The sequence below is a fragment of the Arthrobacter sp. 9MFCol3.1 genome, from assembly GCF_000620385.1.
Taxonomy (GTDB): domain Bacteria; phylum Actinomycetota; class Actinomycetes; order Actinomycetales; family Micrococcaceae; genus Arthrobacter.
Window position 1 is genome coordinate 236,284 of sequence record NZ_JIBJ01000005.1, and the last position, 25,132, is coordinate 261,415.

General features: G+C 63.4%; 22 protein-coding genes. 19 read left to right on the forward strand and 3 right to left on the reverse strand.

Features of this window, described 5'->3' with window-relative positions; all coding sequences use genetic code 11:
- The first annotated feature begins 319 nt into the window (after positions 1–319).
- The 3 genes from rplJ (at position 320) to C560_RS0106355 (ending at position 3,444) form a co-directional block, all read left to right on the forward strand.
- Positions 320–913 carry a 50S ribosomal protein L10 gene (gene rplJ, locus C560_RS0106345; RefSeq protein ID WP_018773651.1) on the forward strand — a complete coding sequence of 198 codons (594 nt, stop codon included), beginning with the start codon at positions 320–322 and terminating at the stop codon, positions 911–913.
- Between the two features lie 77 nt (positions 914–990).
- On the forward strand, positions 991–1,365 hold the full coding sequence (gene rplL, locus C560_RS0106350) for a 50S ribosomal protein L7/L12 (protein WP_018773652.1): 375 nt from the start codon (positions 991–993) through the stop codon (positions 1,363–1,365).
- A 240-nt stretch (positions 1,366–1,605) separates the two neighbouring features.
- The gene (locus C560_RS0106355; RefSeq protein WP_026537563.1) at positions 1,606–3,444 is read left to right on the forward strand and encodes a bifunctional metallophosphatase/5'-nucleotidase; all 1,839 of its coding nucleotides are present in this window, start codon (positions 1,606–1,608) and stop codon (positions 3,442–3,444) included.
- A 96-nt stretch (positions 3,445–3,540) separates the two neighbouring features.
- On the opposite strand, the gene C560_RS0106360 is transcribed toward C560_RS0106355, so the two are convergent.
- Both C560_RS0106360 and C560_RS0106365 read right to left on the reverse strand, forming a co-directional pair.
- Complete coding sequence (locus C560_RS0106360) at positions 3,541–4,026, reverse strand: aminoacyl-tRNA deacylase (protein ID WP_026537564.1); 486 nt, start codon at positions 4,024–4,026, stop codon at positions 3,541–3,543.
- A 99-nt stretch (positions 4,027–4,125) separates the two neighbouring features.
- On the reverse strand, positions 4,126–5,325 hold the full coding sequence (locus C560_RS0106365) for an acetyl-CoA C-acetyltransferase (RefSeq protein WP_026537565.1): 1,200 nt from the start codon (positions 5,323–5,325) through the stop codon (positions 4,126–4,128).
- Positions 5,326–5,722: 397 nt separating this feature from the next.
- Here C560_RS0106365 and rpoB point away from each other — a divergent pair, with 397 nt between their 5' ends.
- The 7 genes from rpoB (at position 5,723) to C560_RS23950 (ending at position 18,516) form a co-directional block, all read left to right on the forward strand.
- Positions 5,723–9,238, forward strand: coding sequence for a DNA-directed RNA polymerase subunit beta (rpoB, locus tag C560_RS0106370; protein WP_018773656.1), 3,516 nt, complete (start codon positions 5,723–5,725; stop codon positions 9,236–9,238).
- Between the two features lie 105 nt (positions 9,239–9,343).
- Positions 9,344–13,243 carry a DNA-directed RNA polymerase subunit beta' gene (locus C560_RS0106375; RefSeq protein WP_018773657.1) on the forward strand — a complete coding sequence of 1,300 codons (3,900 nt, stop codon included), beginning with the start codon at positions 9,344–9,346 and terminating at the stop codon, positions 13,241–13,243.
- Positions 13,244–13,758: 515 nt separating this feature from the next.
- Complete coding sequence (gene rpsL / locus C560_RS0106380; protein WP_018773658.1) at positions 13,759–14,133, forward strand: 30S ribosomal protein S12; 375 nt, start codon at positions 13,759–13,761, stop codon at positions 14,131–14,133.
- A gap of 1 nt (position 14,134) precedes the next feature.
- Positions 14,135–14,605, forward strand: coding sequence for a 30S ribosomal protein S7 (rpsG, locus tag C560_RS0106385; RefSeq protein ID WP_011692813.1), 471 nt, complete (start codon positions 14,135–14,137; stop codon positions 14,603–14,605).
- A 69-nt stretch (positions 14,606–14,674) separates the two neighbouring features.
- On the forward strand, positions 14,675–16,789 hold the full coding sequence (gene fusA, locus C560_RS0106390) for an elongation factor G (protein ID WP_026537566.1): 2,115 nt from the start codon (positions 14,675–14,677) through the stop codon (positions 16,787–16,789).
- 266 nt (positions 16,790–17,055) lie between these two features.
- Positions 17,056–18,246 carry an elongation factor Tu gene (gene tuf / locus C560_RS0106395; RefSeq protein WP_018773660.1) on the forward strand — a complete coding sequence of 397 codons (1,191 nt, stop codon included), beginning with the start codon at positions 17,056–17,058 and terminating at the stop codon, positions 18,244–18,246.
- A 144-nt stretch (positions 18,247–18,390) separates the two neighbouring features.
- Positions 18,391–18,516 (forward strand): hypothetical protein, encoded by a 126-nt coding sequence (locus C560_RS23950; protein WP_269320019.1) that lies wholly within the window; start codon positions 18,391–18,393, stop codon positions 18,514–18,516.
- 17 nt (positions 18,517–18,533) lie between these two features.
- On the opposite strand, the gene C560_RS0106405 is transcribed toward C560_RS23950, so the two are convergent.
- Positions 18,534–19,958 carry a GH1 family beta-glucosidase gene (locus C560_RS0106405; protein WP_026537567.1) on the reverse strand — a complete coding sequence of 475 codons (1,425 nt, stop codon included), beginning with the start codon at positions 19,956–19,958 and terminating at the stop codon, positions 18,534–18,536.
- 452 nt (positions 19,959–20,410) lie between these two features.
- On the opposite strand from C560_RS0106405, the gene rpsJ reads away from it, so the two are divergent.
- The 9 genes from rpsJ to rplP are packed head-to-tail and all read left to right on the forward strand — an operon-like array spanning position 20,411 to position 25,132.
- Complete coding sequence (rpsJ, locus tag C560_RS0106410) at positions 20,411–20,719, forward strand: 30S ribosomal protein S10 (protein WP_003803825.1); 309 nt, start codon at positions 20,411–20,413, stop codon at positions 20,717–20,719.
- A gap of 17 nt (positions 20,720–20,736) precedes the next feature.
- Positions 20,737–21,387, forward strand: a complete 651-nt coding sequence (gene rplC / locus C560_RS0106415; RefSeq protein WP_003803812.1) for a 50S ribosomal protein L3 — start codon at positions 20,737–20,739, stop codon at positions 21,385–21,387.
- Positions 21,388–21,391: 4 nt separating this feature from the next.
- Positions 21,392–22,012 (forward strand): 50S ribosomal protein L4, encoded by a 621-nt coding sequence (gene rplD / locus C560_RS0106420; RefSeq protein ID WP_026537568.1) that lies wholly within the window; start codon positions 21,392–21,394, stop codon positions 22,010–22,012.
- Positions 22,009–22,314, forward strand: a complete 306-nt coding sequence (gene rplW, locus C560_RS0106425; protein WP_018773664.1) for a 50S ribosomal protein L23 — start codon at positions 22,009–22,011, stop codon at positions 22,312–22,314. Before rplD ends, rplW begins: the two co-directional genes overlap by 4 nt.
- A 29-nt stretch (positions 22,315–22,343) precedes the next feature.
- Positions 22,344–23,183 (forward strand): 50S ribosomal protein L2, encoded by an 840-nt coding sequence (gene rplB / locus C560_RS0106430; protein WP_026266473.1) that lies wholly within the window; start codon positions 22,344–22,346, stop codon positions 23,181–23,183.
- 12 nt (positions 23,184–23,195) lie between these two features.
- Positions 23,196–23,477 (forward strand): 30S ribosomal protein S19, encoded by a 282-nt coding sequence (gene rpsS / locus C560_RS0106435; RefSeq protein ID WP_018773666.1) that lies wholly within the window; start codon positions 23,196–23,198, stop codon positions 23,475–23,477.
- 38 nt (positions 23,478–23,515) lie between these two features.
- On the forward strand, positions 23,516–23,881 hold the full coding sequence (rplV, locus tag C560_RS0106440; RefSeq protein ID WP_003803798.1) for a 50S ribosomal protein L22: 366 nt from the start codon (positions 23,516–23,518) through the stop codon (positions 23,879–23,881).
- Complete coding sequence (rpsC, locus tag C560_RS0106445) at positions 23,882–24,715, forward strand: 30S ribosomal protein S3 (RefSeq protein WP_018773667.1); 834 nt, start codon at positions 23,882–23,884, stop codon at positions 24,713–24,715.
- Positions 24,716–25,132, forward strand: a complete 417-nt coding sequence (gene rplP / locus C560_RS0106450) for a 50S ribosomal protein L16 (protein WP_018773668.1) — start codon at positions 24,716–24,718, stop codon at positions 25,130–25,132.

Here is a 25,132-nt window from a genome sequence, read left to right on the forward strand (position 1 = left end):
TGTCCGACGGGCGTCGTCCGGCCGCCGATTTGGAACACGCGCGCCGCGTCCCGTAAGCTTGGAGGACCAAAGACCGTCGGTTGTTGGAAATCCACTCTCCCAAGCAAGACTCACTTCTGCAGTCGCGCCGGGAGAGCGCAGTGGATTTCCGGACGAAGGACCCTGAACATAGGGCGGCCGGCGCAGGTGAACGAAGCAAAGCTCCGCGGTCATGGACCGCGTCGAGACAAGCCCCGTGCATCTGCGCGGGGCGTTTTTTAGTTTTAGCTCTTTTGAGCGGGGACCCGGACATACCGGCACTATCCCCGGAAGGAGGGTTATGGCAACGCCTAGCAAGGTTTCAGCAGTAGCTGAGATCACTAACGATTTCAAGGAATCGAACGCCGCTGTCCTGACCGAATACCGCGGGCTCACCGTTGCACAGCTCAAGCAGCTGCGTGTCTCTCTCGGCCAGGAAACCAAGTTCTCGGTCGTCAAGAACACCCTGACCGCCATTGCAGCCAAGGAAGCTGGTGTCGAAGCATTCGACGGTCAGCTCGCCGGCCCCACTGCAATCGCGTTCATCAAGGGTGACGCAGTTGCAGCTGCCAAGAGCCTGACGGATTTTGCCAAGGCCAACAAGCAGCTGGTCATCAAGACCGGTTACTTCGAGGGCAAGGCACTGAACGCCAGCGAAGTTGCTGCCCTGGCAGCACTCGAGTCCCGTGAGCTGCAGCTCGCCAAGGTTGCAGGGATCCTCAAGGCTCCTGCCGCCGCCGCTGCACGCATCATCGACGCACTGCGCCTCAAGCTTGAAGAAGAGAACGGTGCCCCGGCAGCAGCCGAAGCACCCGCCGCTGAAGAAGCTCCCGCAGCAGATGCAGCAGCCGAGGCCGAAGCACCGGCCGAAGCCGCAGCCCCCGAAGAGAACTAGTCCTCTTCTCCATAAGACTCCGGTGCGACAGCGAGCCTCAGGCCCGCCGGGCACCACTATAGGAAGGACGCCACACCATGGCGAAGCTCACCAACGAAGAGCTCATTGAAGCTTTCAAGGAACTGACCATCATCGAGCTCTCCGAGTTCGTCAAGCTCTTCGAAGAGACTTTCGAAGTTACCGCTGCCGCTGTTGCCGTTGCCGGCCCCGCTGCCGGTGCTGCTGAAGAAGCTGAAGAGAAGACTGACTTCGACGTCATCCTCGAAGCTGCTGGCGACAAGAAGATCGCAGTGATCAAGGAAGTTCGCGCCATCACCTCCCTGGGCCTCAAGGAAGCCAAGGACCTGGTTGACAGCGCACCCAAGGCTGTTCTCGAAGGCGCCACCAAGGAAGCTGCCGAGAAGGCAAAGGCTCAGCTCGAAGAAGCTGGCGCCCGCGTTACCCTCAAGTAATTCCCGCCGTCCGGATCAATCGCGGTCCGCACTGCTCGAAGGAAACCCCGTCCACTCAGTGGGCGGGGTTTCCTGCGTTCTGCGGCCGGACAGCGTAGTGGGCGCGCCGGAAACGGCCGCCGGTGAACTGTAACCAAGGATTGGGCAAAGTTTTTCTGATACCCCTGTCGCACTTGACGGCGCGACCCTAGACTTTGGATTTGTGCCCACCGGCCCCCAACGTCCAGGAGTTCACCCACAATGACGGACCCAATCACTTCCCCTTCCCGCCGCGCCATGCTCGCGGCAGCCCTTGTGGGCGGCGGAGCCGCCGCCGCCGCGCTGGCCGGAGCCCCGGCGGCACAGGCCGCCCCCGGCCAGGCAAACACAAAGAAGCCGTTCACCCTGACGGTGCTCGGCACCACGGACCTGCACAACAACGTCTTCAACTGGGACTACTTCAAGAACGCGCCCTATGCCGATGCCGCCGGGAACAGGATCGGGATCGCCCAGGCCGCGACGCTGATCAACGCCATGCGGGCCGAACGCGGCGCGGCCAACACGCTGACCATCGACGCCGGGGACACCATCCAGGGCACACCCCTGGCCTACTACTTCGCCAAGATCAACCCCGCCTCGGCAACCGTGAAACACCCCATGGCGCTGGCCATGAACGCGATCGGCTACGACGCCGTGGGGCTGGGCAACCACGAGTTCAACTACGGCATTGGACTGCTGCGGACTTGGGAGCGGCAACTGGACTTCCCCCTGCTGGGCGCCAACGTCCACGACGCCGTGACGGGCGGGCGCGCCTTCACCCCCTACGTCCTGAAGCGGGTCAAGACCGGCAGCGGCTGGCTGACGGTCGGCCTGGTCGGCTTTGTGACGCCGGGCTGCGCGCTCTGGGACCGCGACAACGTCCAGGGCAAGCTCGACTTCAACGGCATCGTCGAAGAGGCCCGGACTGTCATCCCGCAGGTCAAGGCGGCCGGGGCCGACGTCGTGATCGTCACGAGCCATTCGGGGGCAACCCCCGGATCCTCCTACGGCGACGCCTTGCCCTTCCCCGAGAACGCATCCACCCAGCTTGCCGAGGAAGTCCCCGGCATCGACGCCATCCTGGTCGGGCACGCCCACCTGGAGATCCCCGAGCGCTTCGTCACGAACAAGGAGACGGGCAGGCAGGTGCTACTGACCGAGCCGCTCAAGTGGGGCATGCGCGTCTCCGTCATGGACCTCGAGCTCGCCAGGGACAAGGGGCGGTGGACGGTCACCGCGGCGCATTCGCACCTATTGGACGCCAAGACCGCCGACGCCGATCCCGCCGTCGTCCGGGCCGTCGAGGCCGGGCACGACGCCACGGTGCGCTACGTCAACGAGGTGATCGGGACCTCGACGGCGCCGCTGAGCACGGCCACCGCCTGCTGGGAGGACTCTGCCGCGATTGACGCCATCAATTACGTCCAGGCCAGCACCATCAAGGCCGAGCTCGCCAACGGTCCGGCGGCCGGGCTGCCCGTCCTGTCCATTGCGGCGGCCTTCTCCCGTGCCGTCGACGTCAAAGCCGGACCGCTGACCATCCGCGATGTCGCGGGGCTGTACATCTTCGACAACACGCTGCTCGCCATCAAGGTCACCGGAGCGCAGGTCAAGGCCTACCTGGAGTGGTCCGCGCAGTACTTCAAGCCGGTGGCGGGCACCACGGCCAGGGCCCAGGACGTCACCAATGCCGTGACGGCCGTGGCCCCGAACGGCACGCCCGACTATAACTACGACGTCGTTTACGGACTCGACGCGCCGCTGAACTACGAGATCGACCTTGCCCGGCCGGTGGGGGACCGGATCGCCAACCTCAGCTACGGCGGCCAGGCGTTGCGGCCCGAGCAGGAATTCGCCCTGGCCATCAACAACTACCGGCAGAGCGGCGGAGGCAACTTCCCGGCCGTGAAGAGCGCCCCGGTGCTCTCGAACAGCCAGCAGGAGATCCGGCAGCGCATCATCGACTACGTAGTGGACCGCGGCACCCTGGACGTCGCCGTGTTCAGCCAGGCCAACTGGCGGCTCACCGTCAACGGGGCGCCGCTGACGGTCACCGCCTGACACCCGGTTAAAACGGCAACGCGGGGTCACTTCGCGCCCATCCCGACCGTCCGGATGGGCGCGAAGTGACCCCGCGTTGCTTTTAACCCGGGCGGGCTAGTTGGGTTCGGTGATGTCGGCGACGACGGCGCCCAGCGCCGCCGTCAGGGCGTCCGCGTCCACGAACGCGCTGTAGCCATGCTCCCCGGCGCCCATGGAGATCCGCCGGCCCATGATGGTCTGGTCGGCGTAGACCGGCCAAGGGCGGATGCTGCCAAGCGGTGTGATGGTCCCGCGCTCGTACCCGGTGGCCTCGAAGGCGGTATCCGCCGCCGGCAGCGAGAGCTTGTTGACGCCCAGCAGCGCCCGCAGCTTGGGCCAGGAAATCTGCCGGTCGCCGGGGACCAAAGCGAACAGGAAACTGCCGTCCTTGTGCTTGACCACGAGCGACTTCACGATATCCGCGGGCCGGATCCCGAGGATGCCGGCCGCCTCCTCAAGGCTGCGGGCGGTGAGGCGTTCTACGATCTCGACGTGCAGCCCGCGCGCCGCGGCGTCGGCAAGGAACCGCTCGCGGCCGTTGGCCGTTTTCTGCTCTGGCATCGCGTCAAACCTTCCTGACTCCTGGTGGGTTTCCCGGTCCGCCCCGTGTTCCCGGCCCGGGGGCCGGGTGTTCCCGCCGGCCCGGGCCGGTTGCCGGTTTTAGTCGCGGTACAGCAGCAGCGCCTCGCCCTGGCCGCCGCCGCCGCACAGGGAAACGGCCGCCTTGCCGGTACCCCGGCGCTTGAGTTCGTGGGCCGCGTGCAGGGCAAGCCGGGCCCCGGAAGCCCCGATCGGGTGGCCCAGGGCGATGGCTCCGCCATGGATGTTGCACTGCTCCAGCGGGTAGTTGAGGTCCTTCAGGGACTGCACCGCGACGGAACCGAAAGCCTCGTTGATTTCGATGAAATCGAGGTCCGCGGCGGACCAGCCGGCCTTGTCCAGGGCGTTCTTGATGGCGTTCGACGGCTGGGAATGCAGCGAGTTGTCCGGCCCGGCGACCTGGCCCGGCTTGCCGACCACCGCGAGGTACTCGAGGCCGTTGTCCTCGGCGAACTTCCGGCTGCTCAGCACCAGGGCAGCAGCGCCGTCGGACAGGGGAGAGGAGTTGCCGGCGGTAATGGTTCCGTCCGTGACGAACGCCGCGCGCAGACTGGCCAGAGATTCGACGGTCGTGTCCGGCCGGATGCCTTCGTCAGAGGTGACGGCGATCGGATCGCCCTTGCGCTGCTTGACGCTCATCGCGGCGATCTCGCCGTCGAAGACGCCGTCCTTCGCGGCCCGGGCGGCACGCTGGTGCGACTGGGCCGCCACCTCGTCCTGGGAGGCCCGGTCGATGCCGAGGGTCAGGTTCTTGCTCTCGGTCGACAGTCCCATGGACTGCCCGTCGAAGGCGTCGGTCAGGCCGTCGTGCGCGGCCACGTCGAGTGCCTGGACCGTACCGTACGCCCAGCCCTGCCGGGAGCCGGGCAGCACGTGCGGTGCGCGGGTCATGGACTCCTGGCCGCCGGCGACCACCACCGTGGCGTCCCCGCTGCGGATCATCCGGGCGGCGTCGATCACGGCTGTAAGACCGGAGAGGCAGACCTTGTTGATGGTCACCGTCGGCACGTTCCAGCCGATGCCGGCACCGATAGCGCTCTGGCGCGCAGGGTTCTGGCCCACTCCGGCCTGCAGGACCTGGCCGATGATCACGCTGTCCACCTGGTCGGCCTTGACGCCGCTGGCGGCCAGGGCCGCGCGGATGGCGTGCGTGCCGAGCTCGACGGCGGTGAAGCTGGCCAGCTGCCCGTTCAGGCGCCCCTGGGGGGTGCGGGCGGCGGCGAGAATGACAACATCGTTGTTGTCTGCAGGATTGCTCATGGTGTTTTCTTCCGATCTACTTCGACTTATATCTACGTTATCGTGAGCCCCGTCACCTATCCATTCGCCAGGGTGGAGGCCGCCGCCGCGAGGAGGCCGGGAAAATTCCGCCGAAAGTTCGTGCTTGCAATCCCGCCGGAAGTGGGGTAGACAAGTAGGTTGCTTTGCCGTATCGTAGATATTTGCGTCTTCCCTGTTTACCTTCAGCCTTCATATAGCGGTGGGCTTAGCCTGACAGCTGTTCCATCAATGTGCCGTCTACCACGTGCACCAGCCATGGACAGTGCGGGTCCCGGGTCATATAGCGGAACCGGACTGGTAGCGCTGCGGAGTCATTCTGCAGAGTGCATAACGGGGGAGATCTGACAACGCCTGAAGGTCTGTGGAAGGATCCCTCTTGGTCGCCTCGAGCACCTCTAATGTAAACAACGCTACCGCTATCAATGCCGACAGCACCGACGGTGCAACCCGCCGGCTCTCATTCGCAAAGATTCACGAACCCCTTGATGTTCCGAATCTGCTCGCCCTGCAAACCGACAGCTTTGACTGGCTGGTCGGAAACGAACGCTGGCAGGCGCGCGTTGCGAAGGCCGTCGAAGAAGGCGACCTCAGCGTCGCCACCTCCTCGGGTCTGTCCGACATCTTCGAAGAGATCTCCCCGATCGAAGACTTCCAGGGCACTATGTCCCTGAGCTTCTCCGAGCCGGAGTTCGCTGACCCCAAATACACCATGGCTGAGTGCAAGGACCGGGACGCAACGTACTCGGCTCCGCTGTACGTCAAGGCCGAGTTCATGAACAACAACACGGGCGAAATCAAGCAGCAGACCGTGTTCATGGGTGACTTCCCGCTGATGACCGAGAAGGGCACCTTCGTCGTCAACGGCACCGAGCGTGTCGTCGTCTCCCAGCTGGTCCGCTCGCCGGGCGCCTACTTTGAGCGCACCGCCGACAAGACCAGCGACAAGGACATCTTCACCGCGAAGATCATCCCCTCCCGCGGCGCCTGGTTCGAGCTCGAAATCGACAAGCGCGACCAGGTCGGCGTCCGTCTTGACCGCAAGCGCAAGCAGTCCGTCACCGTGCTGCTGAAGGCCCTCGGCTGGACCGAAGGCCAGATCCTCGAGGAATTCGGCCAGTACGACTCCATGCGCGCCACGCTGGAGAAGGACGCCACCGAGACCCGCGAAGACGCGTTGCTGGACATCTACCGGAAGCTGCGACCGGGCGAGCCGCCCACGGTTGAGGCTGCCCAGTCCCTGCTGGACAACCTGTACTTCAACTCCAAGCGCTACGATCTGGCCAAGGTCGGCCGTTACAAGATCAACCGCAAGCTTGGCATTGACCGCTCCCTTGGCGACAAGGAAGCTTCGGTCCTGCACGTTGAAGACATTGTGGCCATGATCAAGTTCCTGGTTGCGCTGCACGCCGGTGAGAAGACCCTCATGGGCAAGCGCGACGGCCAGGACCACGAGCTCCGCGTCGAGATCGATGACATCGACCACTTCGGCAACCGCCGCATCCGCGCCGTCGGCGAGCTCATCGAGAACCAGGTCCGCACCGGCCTGTCCCGCATGGAGCGCGTTGTCCGCGAACGTATGACAACCCAGGACGTCGAGGCCATCACGCCGCAGACCCTGATCAACATCCGTCCCGTCGTGGCAGCCATCAAGGAGTTCTTCGGAACCTCCCAGCTGTCCCAGTTCATGGACCAGAACAACCCGCTCTCGGGTCTGACCCACAAGCGCCGCCTGTCCGCGCTTGGCCCGGGTGGTCTGTCCCGTGACCGTGCCGGCATGGAAGTTCGTGACGTGCACCCGTCCCACTACGGACGTATGTGCCCCATCGAAACTCCTGAAGGCCCGAACATTGGTCTGATCGGTTCGCTGGCTTCCTACGGACGCATCAACCCGTTCGGTTTCATCGAAACCCCGTACCGCCTTGTCGCCGAGGGTGTCGTCTCCGATGAGGTCAAGTACCTCACGGCCGACGACGAAGCCGAGGTCCTGATCGCACAGGCCAACGCACCGCTGGACGAGAACAAGCGTTTCGCGGAAGAGACCGTCCTGGTCCGTGCCCGCGGTGGTGGAGGCGAGCCCGTGCTGGTTCCCGCCGCCGACGTCGAGTTCATGGACGTTTCCCCGCGCCAGATGGTGTCCGTGGCTACCGCCCTGATCCCGTTCCTCGAGCATGACGATGCCAACCGTGCACTCATGGGTGCCAACATGCAGCGCCAGGCCGTGCCGCTGGTCCGTTCCGAGGCACCGTTCGTCGGTACCGGCATGGAGCGCGCCGCAGCCGTCGACGCCGGTGACGTTGTCATCGCGAAGAAGGCCGGTGTGGTTACCGAGGTCTCCGCTGAGCTGGTCATCATGCTCAACGACGACGGTACGGAAACCAACTACCGCATCAACAAGTTCGCCCGCTCCAACCAGGGCAACTGCTACAACCACCGTGTCCTGGTGAACGAAGGCCAGCGCCTGGAGGTCGGCGGCATCATCGCTGACGGCCCGGCAACGGACCAGGGCGAGCTCGCCCTGGGTAAGAACCTGCTCGTGGCATTCATGTCATGGGAAGGCCACAACTTCGAGGATGCCATCATCCTGTCCCAGCGCATCGTGGCCGAGGACGTCCTGTCCTCCATCCACATCGAGGAGCACGAGATCGATGCCCGCGACACCAAGCTTGGTGCCGAGGAAATCACCCGTGACATCCCCAACGTGTCTGAGGAAGTCCTGGCAGGCCTGGACGAGCGCGGCATCATCCACATCGGTGCCGAGGTTGAGGCCGGCGACATCCTGGTCGGTAAGGTCACCCCCAAGGGCGAGACCGAACTGACCCCGGAAGAGCGCCTGCTGCGCGCCATCTTTGGTGAGAAGTCCCGCGAAGTGCGCGACACCTCCCTGAAGGTGCCGCACGGCGAGTCCGGCACCGTGATCGGTGTCCGCGTCTTCGACCGCGACAACGACGACGAGCTGCCCCCGGGCGTCAACCAGCTGGTGCGCGTATACGTCGCTGCCAAGCGCAAGATCACCGACGGCGACAAGCTCGCCGGCCGCCACGGCAACAAGGGTGTCATCTCCAAGATCCTTCCGATCGAGGACATGCCCTTCCTTGCCGACGGCACCCCCGTTGATATCGTCCTGAACCCGCTGGGTGTTCCGGGCCGCATGAACGTCGGCCAGGTGCTGGAAACGCACCTCGGCTGGGTTGCCAAGACCGGCTGGAAGATCGAGGGCGAGCCCGAGTGGGTCAAGCAGCTGCCGAACCTGCCGCGCGAGAGTGGCCAGACCACTGTGGCGACGCCGGTCTTCGACGGTGCGCGTGAAGAAGAAATCACGGGCCTGCTCGATTCCACCAACGTCACCCGCGACGGCGACCGCCTGATCAACTCCTCCGGCAAGACCCGTCTGTTCGACGGCCGCTCCGGCGAGCCGTTCCCGGATCCGATCTCGGTCGGCTACATGTACATCCTGAAGCTCCACCACCTGGTGGACGACAAGATCCACGCGCGCTCCACCGGCCCGTACTCCATGATCACGCAGCAGCCGCTGGGTGGTAAGGCACAGTTCGGTGGCCAGCGCTTCGGTGAAATGGAAGTCTGGGCGCTCGAGGCTTACGGCGCCGCGTACACGCTCCAGGAACTGCTGACGATCAAGTCGGATGATATCCACGGTCGTGTGAAGGTCTACGAAGCCATCGTCAAGGGCGAGAACATCCCCGAGCCGGGCGTTCCTGAGTCCTTCAAGGTCTTGATCAAGGAAATGCAGTCGCTGTGCCTGAACGTGGAAGTGCTTTCCACGGACGGAACCACAATTGAAATGCGTGACTCTGATGACGCAGTCTTCACGGCTGCGGAAGAACTGGGCATCGATCTGTCTCGTGCAGAGCCCAGTTCCGTAGAAGAGGTTTAGCAGGCGGGGTTCGACGGCGGGTCACCACTCGCCGTCGAACGCCACCTCCCTCTTCCCGTAACCCAAGACTTCAGAATTTAGAGAACAAGAGAGAACAGGGACCATATGTCCAGCGAATCCTCCTTCGGCCTCATGCAGATCGGCCTCGCCACCGCGGAAGACATCCGTGGCTGGTCGTACGGCGAGGTTAAGAAGCCGGAAACCATCAACTACCGCACGCTCAAGCCCGAGAAGGACGGCCTCTTCTGCGAGAAGATCTTCGGCCCGTCCCGCGACTGGGAATGCTACTGCGGTAAGTACAAGCGCGTGCGCTTCAAGGGCATCATCTGCGAGCGGTGTGGCGTTGAGGTCACCCGTGCGAAGGTCCGCCGTGAGCGCATGGGCCACATCGAGCTCGCCGCCCCGGTCACGCATATCTGGTACTTCAAGGGTGTTCCCTCCCGTCTGGGCTACCTCCTTGACCTGGCACCGAAGGACCTCGAAAAGGTCATTTACTTCGCCGCCTACATGATCACGAGCGTCGACGCCGACAGCCGCCACGAAGAACTGCCCAACCTCCAGGTTGAGCACGACATCGAGAAGAAGCAGCTGATCGACAACCGCGACTCGGACATCGCCACGATCGCCCGCGACCTCGAGAACGAGCTTGCCCGTCTCGAAGGCGAAGGCGCGAAGGCTGCCGACAAGAAGAAGGCCCGCGACTCCGCTGACCGCCAGATGGCGAACGTCCGCAAGCGCGCCGACGCCGAAATCGAGCGCCTCGAGCAGGTCTGGGACCGCTTCAAGAACCTCAAGGTCGCAGACCTCGAAGGTGACGAAGGCCTGTACCGCGAACTGCGCGACCGCTACGGCATGTACTTCGAAGGCTCCATGGGTGCCGAGGCCATCAAGAAGCGTCTTGAGAACTTCGACATGCAGGCCGAGTCGGACATGCTGCGCGACATCATCGCCAACGGCAAGGGCCAGCGCAAGACCCGCGCCCTGAAGCGGCTCAAGGTGGTCAACGCGTTCCTGACGACCAACAACAGCCCGCTCGGCATGGTGCTGGACGCCGTCCCGGTGATCCCGCCGGAACTGCGCCCGATGGTCCAGCTGGACGGTGGCCGCTTCGCGACCTCCGACCTCAACGACCTCTACCGCCGCGTGATCAACCGCAACAACCGCCTCAAGCGCCTGCTTGACCTCGGTGCTCCGGAGATCATCGTCAACAACGAGAAGCGCATGCTTCAGGAAGCTGTTGACAGCCTCTTCGACAACGGCCGCCGCGGCCGTCCGGTCACCGGACCGGGCAACCGTCCGCTGAAGTCCCTGAGCGACATGCTCAAGGGCAAGCAGGGCCGTTTCCGCCAGAACCTCCTCGGCAAGCGCGTCGACTACTCCGGCCGTTCGGTCATTGTCGTCGGCCCGCAGCTGAAGCTGCACCAGTGTGGTCTGCCCAAGCAGATGGCCTTGGAGCTCTTCAAGCCGTTCGTGATGAAGCGCCTGGTTGACCTCAACCACGCCCAGAACATCAAGTCGGCCAAGCGCATGGTGGAGCGTTACCGTCCGCAGGTCTGGGACGTCCTCGAAGAGATCATCACCGAGCACCCCGTGCTGCTGAACCGTGCACCTACCCTGCACCGCCTCGGCATCCAGGCGTTCGAGCCGCAGCTTGTTGAAGGCAAGGCAATCCAGCTGCACCCGCTGGTTTGTGGCGCCTTCAACGCCGACTTCGACGGCGACCAGATGGCAGTCCACCTGCCGCTGAGCCCCGAAGCCCAGGCCGAGGCCCGCATCCTGATGCTCTCCTCGAACAACATCCTGAAGCCGTCTGACGGCCGCCCGGTGACCCTGCCGTCGCAGGATATGATCATCGGTCTCTACCACCTGACCACCAAGCGTGTCGGTTCAGCTGGCGAAGGCCGGATCTTCTCCTCGGTCGCGGAAGCCATCATGGCCTACGACCTCCACGAGCTGCACCTGAACTCCAAGGTCAAGATCCGCCTCGAGGGCTTCGTGCCCTACGCCGGCTGGGAAGCCCCGGAGGGCTGGGAGCCCGGTCAGACCGCATTGGTCGAGACCTCCCTCGGCCAGGTCATCTTCAACCAGACGCTGCCCGCGGATTACCCGTGGGTTGAGGATGTTGCCGACAAGGGCGAGCTGTCCCGGATCGTCAACGACCTCGCCGAGCGCTACCCGAAGGTGATCACGGCGGCAACGCTGGACAACCTGAAGGATGCCGGTTTCTACTGGGCCACCCGGTCCGGCGTGACCGTTGCCATCTCCGACATCGAGGTGCCCACGGACAAGCCGCGGATCCTCGCCGGTTACGAGACCATGGCCGCCAAGATCCAGGGCCAGTACGACAAGGGCCTGATCGACGACGACGAGCGTCGCCAGGAACTGATCGAGATCTGGAACAAGGCAACGAACGAGATCGCCCAGGCGATGCGTGACAGCCTGTCCCCGATGAACACCATCAACCGCATGGTGTCCTCCGGTGCCCGTGGTAACTGGATGCAGGTCCGTCAGATCGCGGGTATCCGTGGCCTGGTGGCCAACCCTAAGGGTGAAATCATCCCGCGTCCGATTAAGTCCTCCTACCGTGAGGGCCTCTCGGTGCTGGAATACTTCATCGCCACGCACGGTGCCCGTAAGGGTCTGGCCGACACCGCCCTGCGTACCGCCAACTCGGGTTACCTGACCCGTCGTCTGGTGGACGTTTCGCAGGACGTCATTGTCCGCGAGGAGGACTGCGGTACCGAGCGCGGCCTGATGACCGCCATCGCGGTGGCCGACGCCAACGGCGTCCTCGTCCTGGACGAGAACGTCGAGAACAGCGCCTACGCCCGCACCCTGGCCGTCGACGTCGTCGACTCCAAGGGCAAGGTCCTGGCAGCTGCCGGCACCGACTGCGGTGACGTCGTCATTGCCGAACTGTTCGCAGCCGGCATCACCGAGGTCAAGGTCCGCTCCGTACTCACCTGTGAGTCCAGCGTCGGCACCTGCGCCCTGTGCTACGGCCGTTCGCTGGCCACTGGCAAGACCGTCGACATCGGTGAGGCCGTGGGCATCATTGCCGCACAGTCCATCGGTGAGCCGGGTACCCAGCTGACCATGCGTACGTTCCACACCGGTGGTGCTGTTTCCGCCAGCGGCGGCGACGACATCACCCAGGGTCTGCCCCGTATCCAGGAGCTCTTCGAAGCCCGTACTCCGAAGGGTGTCGCACCGATTGCTGAAGCAGCCGGCCGCATCACCATCGAAGAGTCCGAGCGCCAGATGCGCCTGGTCATCACCCCGGATGACGGATCTGAAGAGATCGCCTACCCGGTGCTGCGCCGTTCACGTCTTCTCATCGAAGACGGCGATCACGTCAGCGTTGGCCAGAAGCTCATCAACGGCCCGGTCGACCCCAAGCAGGTGCTGCGCATCATGGGTCCCCGTGCCGCGCAGAAGTTCCTGGTGGACGAAGTCCAGGGCGTGTACCGCAGCCAGGGCATCGGTATCCACGACAAGCACGTCGAGGTTATCGTCCGCCAGATGCTGCGCCGCGTCACGGTCATCGAGTCCGGCGAATCGGATCTGCTGCCCGGCGAGCTCGCCGAACGCAGCCGTTTCGAAGAGGCCAACCGCCGTGTTGTGTCCGAGGGCAAGACGCCGGCATCCGGCCGTCCCGAGCTCATGGGCATCACCAAGGCGTCCCTGGCGACCGAGTCCTGGCTGTCCGCAGCTTCCTTCCAGGAGACCACCCGCGTCCTGACGCAGGCGGCCATGGAAGGCAAGAGCGATCCGCTGCTCGGCCTCAAGGAAAACGTCATCATCGGTAAGCTCATCCCGGCCGGCACGGGTCTCCCGCGCTACACCGAGGTCACGGTGGAACCCACTGAAGAAGCAAAGGCCAACCTGTTCACCGGCCCCAGCGCATTCAGTGACTTCTCCTACGACAGCCTGGGCGGCGACGGAGCTCCCGAGTTCCACGCCATCCCGCTGGATGACTACGATCTCGGCAGCGACTTCCGCTAGCCGCTAGCTCGACGTCGGGCCCCGTCACCACTCCGCATTTCTGCGGAGCGGGGGCGGGGCCCTTCCGTTTGACCCCATTCAACGATCGACTGCTGAGGTGCCGCCCTTTTGGAGCCCCAGAACGGCGTTATCGGAGCAATCGATGGGGGAGGGGCCGGACGTCGGGAGGACGCCTCCCGCCCGCCGATTAAGGGCTGGGACCCGTCCGTGTTAGACTTGAGACTAATTGTTATTGTGGCAGTGGATGAGTGCGCCGGTTTGGGTCAGACAGCTTGCAGCTGAAAGGTTCAACCAGGACGACGTTTCCGGTTTGCAGGGTTCTTGTGCAACGTATGCCACATTTTCGCATGCCTAGGGGCAGTTCGGGTCGAAAGTCCTTGGACCCCGGCGTGCGGTCCGACTATTAAGGCTTCGCCTCAGCTGCTCTGGAGAGAACTTCAAAGCTCGGGCGGCGAGGCGCAGCGACAAGAGAGCGGCCGCCAACGGCCGCTCCGGATAAAACGGAGAACACGAGAGTGCCTACGATTAACCAGCTGGTCCGCAAGGGCCGCACGCCTAAGGTCAAAAAGACCAAGGCTCCCGCGCTTAACGGCAGCCCGATGCGCCGCGGTGTTTGCACCCGCGTTTACACGACGACCCCGAAGAAGCCGAACTCGGCTCTGCGTAAGGTTGCTCGCGTGCGCCTCAACGGCGGCATTGAAGTCACCGCATACATCCCCGGTGTAGGCCACAACCTGCAGGAGCACTCCATTGTGCTCGTCCGCGGCGGCCGCGTGAAGGACCTTCCGGGTGTCCGCTACAAGATCGTCCGTGGCGCCCTCGATACCCAGGGTGTCAAGAACCGTAAGCAGGCTCGCAGCCGCTACGGCGCAAAGATGGAGAAGAAGTAATATGCCTCGCAAGGGTCCGGCCCCCAAGCGGCCGCTAGTTCTAGATCCCGTTTACGGCTCCCCGCTGGTCACCCAGCTCATCAACAAGGTGCTGGTTGACGGCAAGAAGTCCACCGCAGAGCGCATCGTTTACGGTGCCCTCGAGGGTGCTCGCGCCAAGTCCGGCGGCGACCCCGTTGCAGCCCTCAAGAAGGCCATGGAGAACGTCAAGCCTTCGCTTGAGGTCCGCTCCCGCCGTGTTGGTGGCGCCACCTACCAGGTTCCCGTTGAGGTCAAGCCGGGCCGTTCCACGGCCCTCGCCCTCCGCTGGCTGGTTGGCTACTCCAAGGCCCGCCGCGAAAAGACCATGACCGAGCGCCTCCAGAACGAAATCCTGGATGCCTCGAACGGTCTCGGTGCCGCTGTGAAGCGTCGCGAAGACACCCACAAGATGGCCGAGTCCAACAAGGCCTTCGCACACTACCGCTGGTAATACTTCCCGGACGCCGCCGGCTCGACTGAGCCGGCGGCGAACGTGCAGTCCATCCGAAAGGGAGACACCGTGGCACAGGACGTGCTTACCGACCTTAGCAAGGTCCGCAATATCGGCATCATGGCCCACATCGATGCCGGCAAGACCACTACTACCGAGCGCATCCTGTTCTACACAGGTGTGAACCACAAGATCGGCGAAACGCACGACGGCGCTTCGACGACTGACTGGATGGAACAGGAAAAGGAACGCGGCATCACCATCACGTCTGCCGCCGTGACCTGCTTCTGGGAAAACAACCAGATCAACATCATCGACACCCCCGGCCACGTTGACTTCACGGTCGAGGTTGAGCGCTCCCTGCGCGTCCTCGACGGCGCAGTCGCCGTGTTCGACGGCAAGGAAGGCGTGGAGCCGCAGTCTGAGACTGTTTGGCGCCAGGCTGACAAGTACAACGTTCCGCGCATCTGCTTCGTCAACAAGATGGACAAGCTCGGCGCTGACTTCTACTTCACCGTCGACACCATCATCGGCCGCCTCGGTGCCAAGCCGCTCGTCATGCAGCTGCCGATCGGCGCCGAGAACGACTTCATCGGCGTCGTCGACCTCCTTTACATGCGTGCGCTGGTCTGGCCCGGCGACGCCAAGGGTGACGTCACCATGGGTGCCAAGTACGAGATCCGCGAGATCCCGGCTGACCTCCAGGCGAAGGCCGAAGAGTACCGCGCAACTCTCGTTGAGACTGTTGCCGAGGCCTCCGAGGAACTCATGGAGAAGTACCTCGAGGGCGAAGAGATCAGCATCGATGAGCTCAAGGCCGGCATCCGCAAGATGACGATCAACTCTGAGCTGTACCCGGTGTTCTGTGGTTCCGCATTCAAGAACCGCGGCGTCCAGCCGATGCTCGACGCAGTGGTGGACTACCTGCCGAACCCGCTCGACGTCCCGCCGATGATCGGTCACGATCCCCGCGACGAAGAGAAGGAACTTACCCGTAAGCCCTCCTCTGAAGAGCCCTTCTCCGCACTGGCCTTCAAGATCGCCGCGCACCCCTTCTTCGGCCAGCTGACCTTCATCCGCGTGTACTCCGGTCACGTGGAAGCAGGCTCGCAGGTGGTCAACTCCACCAAGGGCAAGAAGGAGCGCATCGGCAAGCTGTTCCAGATGCACGCCAACAAGGAAATGCCCGTCGAGGGCGCTACCGCCGGCCACATCTACGCAGCGATCGGCCTGAAGGACACCACCACGGGCGACACCCTGTGCGATCCGGCCAACCAGATTGTCCTCGAGTCCATGAGCTTCCCGGAGCCCGTGATCTCGGTTGCGATCGAGCCGAACACGAAGGGTGACCAGGAGAAGCTCTCCACGGCCATCCAGAAGCTCTCCGCTGAGGACCCGACCTTCCAGGTCTCCCTCAACGAGGACACCGGCCAGACCATCATCGCCGGCATGGGCGAGCTCCACCTGGACATCCTGGTGGACCGCATGCGCCGCGAATTCAAGGTCGAGGCAAACGTTGGCAAGCCGCAGGTTGCTTACCGCGAAACCATCAAGCGTGCTGTAGAGCGTCACGACTACACGCACAAGAAGCAGACCGGTGGTTCCGGCCAGTTCGCAAAGATCCAGATCGCGATCGAGCCGCTGGACACCTCGGGTGGCGAGCTGTACGAGTTCGAGAACAAGGTCACTGGTGGCCGCGTTCCGCGCGAGTACATCCCGTCGGTCGACGCCGGCATCCAGGATGCGCTTAACGACGGCGTCCTGGCCGGTTACCCGGTTGTCGGCATCAAGGCGACGCTGATTGACGGCGCTTACCACGATGTTGACTCCTCGGAAATGGCGTTCAAGATCGCCGGCCGTATGGCTTTCAAGGAAGCCGCACGCAAGGCGAACCCTGTCCTGCTCGAACCGCTGATGGATGTCGAGGTCCGCACCCCTGAGGAATACATGGGTGAAGTTATCGGTGACCTCAACTCCCGCCGTGGCCAGATGCAGTCCATGGAAGATGCGCAGGGCGTCAAGGTTATTCGCGCACACGTCCCGCTGTCCGGCATGTTCGGCTACATCGGTGACCTGCGCTCGAAGACCCAGGGCCGCGCTGTGTACTCCATGACGTTCAACAGCTACGCCGAGGTCCCGAAGGCAGTTGCCGACGAGATCATCCAGAAGAACCGCGGCGAGTAGTCCCTAGGACGCCTCGCAGCAACAAGAAACTCGGGTGCGTCTCCGCCAGCGGAGATACATCTGGTGCAAGTGGCCGGGCTCCGGTCAGCTGTAGTCCGGCCAGGCCGGAGTCAGGCCGCCTGCACGAACAGGCTCTAGGCACTAGCATTAGTACCTGAATCTGCAATTTCATCAATCCAAAGCCCCCCAAGTAGACTTACTGGAGTTTCTGCCGCGACAAGCGCGGCCGAAGGGTAAGTCATTTGAAAACGTTCTAGGAGGAACCTGTGGCAAAGGCAAAGTTCGAGCGGACTAAGCCGCACGTTAACATCGGTACCATTGGTCACGTTGACCACGGTAAGACGACGCTGACGGCCGCCATTTCCAAGGTGCTGTACGACAAGTACCCGACTCTCAACGAGAAGCGTGACTTCGCGTCGATTGACTCTGCTCCCGAAGAGCGTCAGCGCGGCATTACCATCAACATCTCCCACGTTGAGTACCAGACCGAGAAGCGCCACTACGCACACGTAGACGCTCCGGGTCACGCTGACTACATCAAGAACATGATCACCGGCGCTGCTCAGATGGACGGTGCAATCCTCGTGGTTGCCGCCACTGACGGCCCGATGGCTCAGACCCGCGAGCACGTTCTGCTCGCCCGCCAGGTTGGCGTTCCCTACCTGCTGGTCGCGCTGAACAAGGCTGACATGGTTGACGACGAAGAGCTCCTCGACCTCGTTGAAATGGAAGTTCGCGAGCTGCTCAGCTCGCAGGGCTTCGATGGCGACGAGGCTCCGGTTGTCCGCGTTTCCGGCCTGAAGGCCCTCGAAGGTGACCCCGTCTGGGTCAAGTCCGTTGAGGACCTCATGGCAGCTGTCGACGAGTCCGTTCCGGACCCCGTACGTGACCGTGACAAGCCCTTCCTGATGCCGATCGAAGATGTCTTCACGATCACCGGCCGTGGCACCGTTGTTACGGGCCGCGCCGAGCGTGGAACCCTCGCCATCAACTCCGAGGTCGAGATCGTCGGCATCCGCCCGGTCCAGAAGACCACGGTTACCGGTATCGAGATGTTCCACAAGCAGCTCGACGAAGCATGGGCTGGCGAGAACTGTGGCCTCCTGCTCCGCGGTCTGAAGCGCGACGATGTCGAGCGTGGCCAGGTTGTCGTCAAGCCGGGTTCCATCACCCCGCACACCGACTTCGAGGCTAACGTCTACATCCTCTCCAAGGACGAAGGCGGACGTCACAACCCGTTCTACTCCAACTACCGCCCGCAGTTCTACTTCCGCACCACGGACGTAACCGGCGTTATCACCCTGCCGGAAGGCACGGAAATGGTTATGCCCGGCGACAACACTGAGATGACCGTTGCGCTCATCCAGCCGATCGCAATGGAAGAGGGCCTCGGCTTCGCTATCCGCGAAGGCGGCCGCACCGTTGGTTCAGGACGCGTCACCAAGATCATCAAGTAATTACTTGCCGATCTGATGCTTTGCCCCTGATCAGCCCGCCGTCCGGCAGCTGACCAGAGGATCGGGAACAGCCCCGCTGCACTTGCAGCGGGGCTGTTCCTTTTAAGTTCCTGATACCTTTGCAGGAAGGGAAAGGAGCTCACCATGGGCTGGATCATTTTTCTGCTGATCGCCGCAGCGGTCGTCGTCGCGTTCTTCTGGGCGAAGAAGCACTTCCGCCAGGAAATCGAGCGCGCCAAGCGCATCAACCGGGCCAACCGCAACCAGTAGCAGCGGCCGGGCGGGACTCAGGCCCGGCGTGCCCGCGCGAGGGCCTGGTACCAGTAGTACGAGTCTTTCGGCGTGCGCTTGAGGCTCGTGAAATCGACGTGCACCAGGCCGAAGCGCTGCGAGTAGCCGGCCGCCCATTCGAAGTTGTCCATCAGCGTCCAGACGTAGTAGCCGAGCAGCTCGACGTCGTGGGCCACGCCCCCGGGGGAAGTGGCCTCCACCGCCTGGCTGAGGTGCGCGGCGAGGTAGCTGATCCGCCCGGCGTCGGGGATGGGACCGGTGACGTGGTCCGGTTCGGGGAAGCTCGCCCCGCTCTCGGTGATGTAGAGCGGCGGCAGCGAGGCACCGTACCGGTCCTTCAGCTCCCGGAGCAGGATCCCCAGGTGGTCCGGAGCGACCGGCCAGCCGAATCCCGTGCGCTCGTATTCCGGGAACGCGGCCATGTGGAACGGAACTTTGAGCATCGCCTCCGCGGTTGCCGAAGGGCTGTCGACGCCGCGCCCCGTGGCCACCTTGACGGGGTAGTAATAGTTCAGGCCATAGAAATCCAGCGGCTGGTGGATCGTGGCCAGGTCCGCGTCGCTGATGGTCCGCATTGAACGGAACCACGGCCGGGCGATCAGCGGCAGCCGGGGAAAGCGGCCCAGGAGGATCGGGTCAGCGTAGAGCCGGTTCAGCACGAAGTCGAACACCCTGGCCAGCAGCCTGTCCGTTGGCGAACCGGAGGCAGGCCTGACGGGGGAATGCAGGTTCGTGACGCCGACGGCGCCGGCGACACCCTCCGCGCGCAACGCCTGAACCGCCAGCCCGTGCCCCAGGAGCTGGTGCCGCACCGACGGCAGGGCATCGAAGAGCAGGCCGCGGCCGGGCGCGTGGACGCCCAGGGCGTAGCCGTTCAGGGTAACCGAGGCAGGCTCGTTCAGCGTCACCCACTGCGCCACGCGGTCGCCGAACCGCTTGCCTGCGGCCGCGCTGTACTCGGCGAACCGCTCCGCCGTCGAACGGTCCATCCAGCCGCCCCGGTGCTCGAGGGGCAACGGCGTATCCCAGTGGTACAGGGTGGCCATGGGGGAGATGCCGGCGGCGAGGAGCCGGTCGATCAGGCGGTCGTAGAAGTCCAGGCCGGCCGCATTGAAGCGGCCGCTGCCCTCGGGCTGGACCCGCGGCCAGGAGATCGAGAAGCGATAGGAATCGATCCCGAGATCGCGCATCAGTTCGATGTCTTCCTCGGCGCGGTTATAGTGGTCGCAGGCGACGGCGGGGGAGTGCCCGTGCAGGATGTTGCCGGGCTTTTCGGCAAAGGCGTCCCAGCCCGAGGGCCCGCGGCCGCCGGCGGCGAGGCTCCCCTCGATCTGGAAAGCCGCGGAGGAAACACCCAGGGTGAATCCCGGGCTCAGGCGCGCGGCGAGGGCCTGAACTGCCACAGAGTCCTGCACAGTCATGCCCCTATCATCCATTCGACGGCGATTCAGGACAATGGCCCCCAGCGCAGCGATTGCAGCACGGGGATTGCACCACCGCGGTTGCAGTGCGGCGACTGCAGTGCCTGCTATGGGCTGATTCGCTTCTGCCCGAATATTCCGGCATACTAGATGAGTTGTTCAAGCGCTCTTTCGCGTCCCGATCCGGATAATGCCGGGTGCCAGGGTCCAAGTGAGAGACCAAACATAACCCACTCCCCATGGAATTGCGGACGCGTACGTGTGAAAACATGCGACACGCCCGACCGCGGGGGTCGGTTGCGTCGGCAGGTTGAGGAACCCGGATCTTTCCGGATTCAGCTTGTGCGGCGGATGGTAGTCACGACTTCAAATGCTTCGGCAGCCATACAACTAGTAAGTGAACAGGGCAGCCCTAATCAGGGGAAGCACAGACTGAAAGAGAGTCAGGCGACATGGCGGGACAAAAAATCCGCATCCGGCTGAAGTCATATGACCACGAGGTCATTGACGTTTCAGCACGGAAGATCGTTGAGACGGTCACGCGCGCAGGCGCAACTGTAGTTGGCCCCGTGCCGCTGCCGACGGAGAAGAACGTTTACTGCGTTATCCGCTCTCCGCACAAGTACAAGGACAGCCGCGAGCACTTTGAAATGCGCACGCACAAGCGTCTTATCGACATCATCGATCCCACGCCCAAGGCTGTTGATTCGCTCATGCGTCTCGACCTGCCGGCCGACGTGAACATCGAAATCAAGCTGTAGGGAGGTGCTGAGAGACTATGACCGCAACCCGTAACGTAAAGGGCCTGCTGGGCACGAAGCTCGGCATGACCCAGGTCTGGGACGAGAACAACAAGCTCATCCCCGTCACTGTGGTCCAGGCTGACTCGAACGTCATCACGCAGCTGCGCAATGCAGAAACTGATGGCTATGTCGCCGTTCAGATCGGCTACGGCCAGATCGATCCCCGCAAGGTCACCAAGCCGCTGGCTGGTCACTTTGAAAAGGCAGGCGTCACGCCTCGCCGCCACGTCGTAGAACTGCGCACTGCAGATGCTGACTCTTACGAGCTGGGCCAGGAGCTCTCCGTAGAGCTCTTCGAAGCCGGCCAGAAGATCGACGTCGTTGGCACCACCAAGGGTAAGGGCTTCGCCGGTGTTATGAAGCGTCACGGCTTCCACGGCGTTGGAGCTTCCCACGGTGCCCACAAGAACCACCGTAAGCCCGGTTCAATCGGTGGCGCATCCACCCCGAGCCGCGTCTTCAAGGGCATGAAAATGGCCGGCCGCATGGGCGCCGTTCGTCACACCACGCTGAACCTCACGGTCCACGCGGTTGACGTCGAGAAGTCGCTGCTCCTGATCAAGGGCGCCGTCCCCGGCGCCCGCGGCCAGGTCGTACTCGTACGCACCGCCGTGAAGGGAGCCTAGTTCAATGACTAGCACTGTCAAGGTTGACCTGCCTGCAGAGATCTTCGACGTACAGACCAACGTGCCGCTGCTGCACCAGGTCGTCGTTGCCCAGCTCGCTGCTGCTCGCCAGGGTACCCACAAGACCAAGACCCGCGCCGAGGTTTCCGGTGCAGGTCGCAAGCCGTTCAAGCAGAAGGGCACCGGCCGCGCCCGTCAGGGTTCCATCCGTGCTCCTCACATGACCGGTGGTGGCGTTGTCCACGGCCCCACGCCGCGTGACTACAGCCAGCGCACCCCCAAGAAGATGATTGCTGCTGCACTGCGCGGCGCACTCTCGGACCGCGCCCGCAACGGCCGCGTCCACGTCGTTGCTGACCTGGTTGCCGGCTCCAAGCCGTCCTCCAAGGAAGCACTGGCAACCCTGCGCGGAGTTTCCGAGCGCAAGAACCTGCTCGTTGTCATTGAGCGCGCCAACGATGTTGCTGCACTGTCCGTGCGCAACCTCGAGGAAGTTCACGTTCTGTACGCAGACCAGCTGAACACCTACGACGTTCTCGTTTCCGACGACGTAGTCTTCACCAAGGCTGCCTACGAAGCATTCGTTGCTGACAAGGTTGCAAAGAACGAGGAGGATGCCAAGTGAGTGCAGCCACCATCAAAGACCCGCGCGACGTCGTGCTTGCACCCGTCGTCTCGGAAAAGAGCTACGGCCTGATCGATGAGGGCAAGTACACCTTCCTGGTGGACCCCCGCTCGAACAAGACCGAGATCAAGCTGGCCGTGGAGAAGATTTTCTCCGTCAAGGTCGAATCGATCAACACCATCAACCGTGCCGGTAAGCGCAAGCGCACCAAATTCGGCTGGGGTACCCGCAAGAACACCAAGCGTGCCATTGTGAGCCTCAAAGAAGGCACTATCGACATCTTCGGCGGTCCGCTTTCATAGCGGAGACCACTTTAACGAGGAAATAAATTATGGGAATCCGTAAATACAAGCCGACTACCCCGGGCCGTCGTGGCTCGAGCGTAGCGGACTTCACTGAAATCACGCGGTCGACGCCGGAAAAGTCGTTGGTACGTCCCCTCCCGAAAAAGGGTGGCCGTAACAACTCCGGTAAGATCACGACCCGTCACAAGGGTGGTGGACACAAGCGCCAGTACCGTCTGATCGACTTCCGTCGCCACGACAAGGACGGCGTCAACGCCCGCGTTGCCGAAATCGAGTACGACCCGAACCGCACGGCTCGGATCGCCCTCCTGCACTACGTTGATGGCACCAAGCGTTACATCATCGCCCCGAACAAGCTGTCCCAGGGCGACTTCGTAGAGGCCGGCGCCGACGCTGACATCAAGCCCGGCAACAACCTTCCGCTGCGCAACATCCCGGTCGGTACCGTAATCCACGCAGTCGAACTGCGTCCGGGTGGCGGCGCCAAGATGGGCCGCTCCGCCGGCGCATCGATCCAGCTCGTTGCAAAGGAAGGCCGTTTCGCCCAGCTGCGTCTGCCTTCCGGCGAAATCCGCAACGTTGACGTGCGCTGCCGCGCAACCGTCGGCGAGGTCGGCAACGCCGAGCAGTCGAACATCAACTGGGGCAAGGCCGGCCGTATGCGGTGGAAGGGCGTTCGCCCGACCGTCCGTGGTGTCGCCATGAACCCGGTTGACCACCCCCACGGTGGTGGCGAGGGTAAGACGTCCGGTGGACGTCACCCCGTCAACCCGAACGGTAAGCGCGAAGGCCGCACCCGCCGTCCCAACAAAGAGAGCGACAAGCTTATTGTTCGTCGCCGTCGTACTGGCAAGAACAAGCGATAGGAGCCTGGACACATGCCACGCAGCCTGAAAAAAGGTCCTTTCGTTGACCAGCACCTCTTTGTAAAGGTAGCCAGGGAAAACGAAAAGGGCACCAAGAACGTCATCAAGACCTGGTCCCGCCGTTCGATGATCGTCCCCGACATGCTCGGCCACACGATCGCCGTACACGACGGACGCAAGCACATCCCCGTGTTTGTCACTGAGTCGATGGTCGGGCACAAGCTCGGCGAATTCGCTCCCACGCGGACATTCCGCGGCCATGTCAAGGACGACCGTAAGGGCAAGCGCCGCTAGGCGCCTGCACTTACGTCAAAGACGAGAGAAGGAAAGCAATGGAAGCCAAGGCAATTGCGCGTCACATCCGCGTAACGCCTATGAAGGCCCGGCGCGTCGTCAACCTTGTTCGTGGTAAGCAAGCGAATGAGGCTCTGGCAATTCTGAAGTTTGCCCCCCAGGCAGCTTCGGAGCCGGTATTCAAGGTAGTTCAGTCGGCAATCTCCAACGCCCGGGTCCTCGCGGACCGCGACGGCGTGGCGTTTGACGAAGGTGACCTCATCATCAGCGAAGCGTTTGTTGATGAAGGCCCGACCATGAAGCGGTTCCAGCCGCGAGCCCAGGGTCGTGCATTTCAGATCAAGAAGCGCACGAGCCACATCACCGTGGTAGTCGCTACCCCGGAGAAAGAGGAGGCTCGCTAAGTGGGACAGAAAGTTAACCCGCACGGGTTCCGACTCGGCATCACCACCGATCACGTATCGCACTGGTTTGCTGACAGCACCAAGGCCGGCCAGCGGTACAAGGACTTCGTTCGCGAAGACATCCGTATCCGCCAGCTCATGTCCACGGGCATGGAGCGCGCCGGTATCGCCAAGGTCGAAATCGAGCGCACCCGCGACCGTGTCCGTGTGGATATCCACACGGCACGTCCGGGCATCGTCATCGGCCGCCGCGGCGCTGAAGCAGACCGCATCCGCGGCGAGCTTGAGAAGCTCACGGGCAAGCAGGTACAGCTGAACATCCTCGAGGTCAAGAACCCCGAGATGGAAGCCCAGCTTGTTGCCCAGGGCGTTGCTGAGCAGCTGACTTCCCGCGTGGCTTTCCGCCGTGCGATGAAGAAGGCCATGCAGTCCGCACAGCGTGCCGGTGCCAAGGGCATCCGGATCGCTTGCTCGGGTCGACTGGGCGGCGCAGAAATGTCCCGCTCGGAGTTCTACCGCGAAGGCCGTGTGCCCCTGCACACCCTGCGTGCGAACATCGACTACGGCTTCTACGAGGCCAAGACCACCTTCGGCCGCATCGGCGTGAAGGTCTGGATCTACAAGGGCGACGTCACTGCCAAGGAACTGGCTCAGCAGGCAGCTGCTGCTCCGTCCCGTGGCCGTGCCGGCGACCGCCCGGGCCGCCCGGGTGGCGCCGACCGTGGTGACCGCCGCCGTCGTCCCGACCGCCCCGCAGCTGAGGCAGCACCTGCCGCCGAAGCTCCGGCTGTCGAAGCAGCAGCTGCACCGGCAGTAGAAGGAGGACAGGCTTAAATGCTTATCCCACGTCGAGTCAAGCACCGTAAGCAGCACCACCCGGGTCGTTCCGGCGCTGCTACGGGCGGCACCCAGGTCTCCTTCGGTGAGTGGGGCATCCAGGCGCTGAGCCCGGCCTACGTCACGAACCGTCAGATCGAATCTGCCCGTATCGCGATGACCCGCCACATCAAGCGTGGCGGAAAGGTCTGGATCAACATTTACCCGGACCGTCCGCTGACGAAGAAGCCGGCCGAAACCCGCATGGGTTCCGGTAAGGGTTCTCCGGAATGGTGGGTCTCAAACGTCAAGCCGGGCCGGGTTCTCTTCGAACTCTCCGGTGTCAGTGAAGAGGTAGCTCGCGAGGCCCTGCGCCTGGCAATCCACAAGCTGCCGTTGAAGGCACGCATTGTGCGTCGCGAAGGTGGTGAGTAG